Below are 3277 nucleotides of genomic sequence, written 5' to 3'. Positions count from 1 at the left end.
CTTGGGCTCGCTGTCGGGCTCACTGCCGGGTTCGGTGCCCTGCTCGTCGGTGCCCGAGGCCGGCGGAGCAGCCTGCGGCGCCGTCGTCGGGGAGCCCGGGCGGCCCGGCTGCGCGGTGCTTTCGACCGTGGTGCCGTTGTCGGCCATGGTCATCCTCGGTGTCGGAGTGGAGTGGGAACGGTGGCGCGGCAGCACCTGGTGGAACGGATCACGGGCGCGACGGCGGCTCGCACGGCGCAGCGGACGCGCCCGGACAGCCTCGTACCCAGGGTGTGAGGTGCACTCGCGGTACCGGCGCCAGGACCACCGCACCGGACCACCGGGGGCCGGACGGCTGGAGCTTCTTCAGCACGGACGTCGAATGGGCGGACAGCGACCCGCCGGCCCGGGGGTCTGGACCACACCCCGGCCTGACGACTGCTCAGCCCTCGCCCGTACCGCACGAGTTCGTGCAGTTCTACCACAGGCGCCGACCGGATCGAACATCGCGCCGGGCGGAAGGCGCGCCTCAGCGGGCGGGCAGGACCCTACCGGCCGCCGGTGGTGAACTGTTCGACCGCGCGGAGTGCGGCAGCGGCCTCCTCCTGCCGTGGGCTCTTGAGCTGGGACAACCCGCCGCGCGCGGCGAGCAGCGTCTCGTGGGCCTCGTCGTAGCGGGTGAGCCGGCGCAGCACGAGACCAAGGTCCAGCCGGGCCGGTTCACTCCAGGCGGGCGCCCGCAGGGACTCGAAATCCTCGACGGCCTCGCGCAGCGGGCCCTCGGCCTCGGCCCAACGGCCGAGCGCCGCCAGGTCGTTGCCGGTCTCCAGCAGGGCGAGGGCGTGGTACAAAGCCATCGTTTCGGCGGCCTGTCCCCACAGGCTCTGTCGGCTCAGTTCCGCCCCGCGCAGGTGGATGACCAGTGCCTCCTCCACGCGGCCTGATTCGCGCAGCCCCCGCCCCAGGGCGTTCAGGACGGAGAGTTCGGCCAGCCGGGCGGGCGGCGCGTCCTCGCCGGCCAGACGGGCGGCCGCGTCCTGGAACCGGTGGATGGACTCCTCGGTGCGGCCGAGCCGGCGCAGGGCTCCGGCGGAGTAGCCCAGCGCCCAGCCGATCTGGAGGGCGTCGCCGATCTCGCGGGCCACCGCGCAGGCCCGGTCGGCCGCCGCCAGCGCCCCGGCATTGTCGTTGAGGCAGTAACTGTAGGCCCAAGAAAGGTAGTTGAGGTGTACGGCCTCGTCCCGGCGGCTGCCCAGGACGCGGGCCGAGTCCACCGCCAGGGTGAACACCTCGACCCACAGCTCCCAGTGGTGGTTCACGTCGGAGAACCAGTGCATGGCCTCGGCCGCGTCGATGACCTGCTGGTGGCGTCCGGCGGCCTGGGCCTGGCGCAGCGCCGCCATCCACTCGGACCGCTCCGCCTCCAGCCAGCCACGGGCCTCGGCTCGGTCGGCGGGTGCGCTCGCGGGGTCGGGGTCGTCGACCGGGTCCTCCGCGTGGCGTTCGGCGTCGAAGCGCAGCGCAGCGGCGGTGGCCCGGGCGAGCATCCAGTGCACGAGCCGGTCCCGGGCCTCGGCGACGGCCTGCGGGCCATCCTCCAGGCCGAGTTGCTCGGTGGCGAACAGTTTGAGCAGGTCGTGGAAGCGGTAGCGCTCCACGACGCTGTCGGGCTGGAGCAGACCGGCGTCCGTCAGTTCCTCGGCACACAGGGCCGCTCGGGCAGCGGGCAGACCGGTCAGCAGGGCGGCGCTCTCGGGACTGAAGTCGGGCCCGGCGGCGAGTGTGGCCCGCCGGAACAGCAACTGGGAGGACGGGCTGAGCTGTTGGTAGGAAAGGGCGAAGGCGGCCCGCACCTGCAGTCCGCCGGCCTGCAGCGAGTCCAGCCGTCGGCTCTCCTCGGCCAGTCTGGCGACCAGCTTGCCGACATGCTCCTCGGGCCTGACGGCCAGGCGCTGCCCGGCGATCCGCACGGCCAGCGGCAGGTGCCCGCACAGGTCGGCGAGGTCACGGACGGCCTGTTCCTCGCGCCGGACGCGCTGTGGGCCGATGATCCGGGTCAACAGCTCCACGGCCTCCTCCCGTTTGAGCACGGCGAGCGCGATGCGGTGCACCGATTCGATCCCGGCGAGGGCACGCCGGCTGGTGACGATCGTCAGGGACGATCCGCTGCCCGGCAGCAGCGGGCGGACCTGGTCCTCGTCCACGGCGTTGTCCAGCACCAGCAGGATGCGGCGCTCGCCGACCAGCGACCGGTACAGTCCGGCCCGGTCGTCCGTCCCGGCCGGCACCTCGCTCTCGGCCACCCCGAGGGCCCCCAGCAGGCGGGCCAGGGCGTCGCGCGCGGAGGTCGGCTCGTCCTCCATGCCGCGCAGGTCGATGGCGAACACCCCGTCCGGGAAGCGGTCGGCGAGTTCGTGGGCGGCGTGCACGGCGAAGGCGGTCTTGCCGAGGCCTGGTTGTCCCGAGACGACGGCGACCGGCGGGTGGGCGGGGTGCTCGCTGTCCACCAGGGCGTGGAGCTGGGACAGGGCGGGGCCACGTGCGGTGAAGTCCCCGATGTCACGGGGCAGGGCGAGCAGCCCGGACACCTGCGTGACCGTACTGTCCGCGGCGGGCAGTAACTGCTGCCGGGGGCGCGGCCGGCCCGCCTTCGCGGCCTGTTCCAGCTGCTCGGCGCAGGCGGGGTCCAGGCCCAGGGCGGCGGCGAGTGCCTGGACGGTGCGGCGCTGCGGGCCACGGGTACGACCGCGCTCCAGGTCGGCCAGCGCGCGGACACTGATCCCGGCGGCGGCGGCCAGTTCCTCCTGGCTGAGACCCGCGCCGCAGCGCAGGCTCAGCAACAGCCGGCCCAGACCGTCCGACGTCACCGACTCGGTCCGCATCCCCGGCTCCCCCTTTGGCCTGGGACCCGGCTCGAAGTACCGGTCCCCGGCAGAATTATGCCGGACCGCATTTCTGCCGGTGAAACCTCCTGGTCGCCCCGTACGCCGTCATGGTCGACTGACGCGGTCCGCATCAGCGGGCGTCCGGGCCCCTGGACCGGTCCGGCCGCCGCCCCATGGTGCGCGGAGGTCAGGTCACCGGACCGGCCATGGCCCCGCGCAACCGACACCCCAGACCCGGAAGTCCGGTGCCGTGCAACCCGTTCGACACCTCCTTCCGGCCGGACGGAGCCCGAATCCGCCCGGAACCGCCGCCGCGGCCACTTCCCCCCGGGGCCGCGCCGGCGACAGCTCCCGTCCGAGATCCCGCTCGGTCAACCCCTGATGTCCCTGCAGTCGATGGAGTACGGCATGCC

General features: G+C 73.7%; 1 protein-coding gene. It reads right to left on the bottom strand.

Annotated elements, in window-relative coordinates; all coding sequences use genetic code 11:
• Positions 1 to 527 precede the first annotated feature (527 nt).
• The gene (locus ABZV34_RS37895; RefSeq protein ID WP_356287366.1) at positions 528 to 2861 is read right to left on the bottom strand and encodes a helix-turn-helix domain-containing protein; all 2334 of its coding nucleotides are present in this window, start codon (positions 2859 to 2861) and stop codon (positions 528 to 530) included.
• Between the last annotated feature and the right edge of the window lie 416 nt (positions 2862 to 3277).

Source organism: Streptomyces sp. NPDC005195, assembly GCF_040608315.1.
GTDB classification, from domain to species: Bacteria; Actinomycetota; Actinomycetes; order Streptomycetales; family Streptomycetaceae; genus Streptomyces; species Streptomyces kaempferi.
The sequence above is the reverse complement of the archived record's forward strand: the minus strand, read 5'-3'. Positions and strand labels throughout refer to the sequence as shown.

What these genes read in the sequence shown, in the direction of transcription:
- ABZV34_RS37895 (WP_356287366.1), bottom strand. Translation starts at nt 2,861, where the DNA reads ATGCGGACCGAGTCGGTGACGTCGGACGGTCTGGGCCGGCTGTTGCTG.